The organism is Pseudomonas sp. AC463 (genome assembly GCF_979253585.1).
In genome coordinates this window covers 1-303 of sequence record NZ_CEEDDZ010000402.1, presented here as the reverse complement: position 1 = coordinate 303, position 303 = coordinate 1, and the positions used below count along the sequence as shown (strand labels likewise).

Genomic DNA, 303 nt, shown 5'->3' with positions numbered 1-303 from the left:
CAGCCAGCTCATGGCTGGTCGCGCCCAGGTAAAACAGCGACAGGTAAACCAGCGAAAGCGCTACCGCCGCTATGATGCCGGCAATCACGCAATAACGGGTGACCAGGCCAGGATCATTGATACCCCGCGCACGAACCGCGTTGGCTATCACGATGCCGAACACCAGGGCACCCAAGGCATCCATGGTCAAGTAGCCTTGCAGGAAGCCCTGTACAAGGGGTTCGCTGCGGTAAGCTCCCGTGGCCTCGCCTACTTCGCCTGCGGGGGCGAACAGGGCTGCGCCACCCAGCACGATCAATGCTC

The 303-nt window shown here is 61.7% G+C and carries 1 protein-coding gene; it reads right to left on the bottom strand.

The features are described from left to right. Positions 1–303 (bottom strand): branched-chain amino acid transport system II carrier protein (locus tag AC0IYH_RS30725; protein WP_471837945.1); only part of this gene is annotated, 303 nt, incomplete at both ends.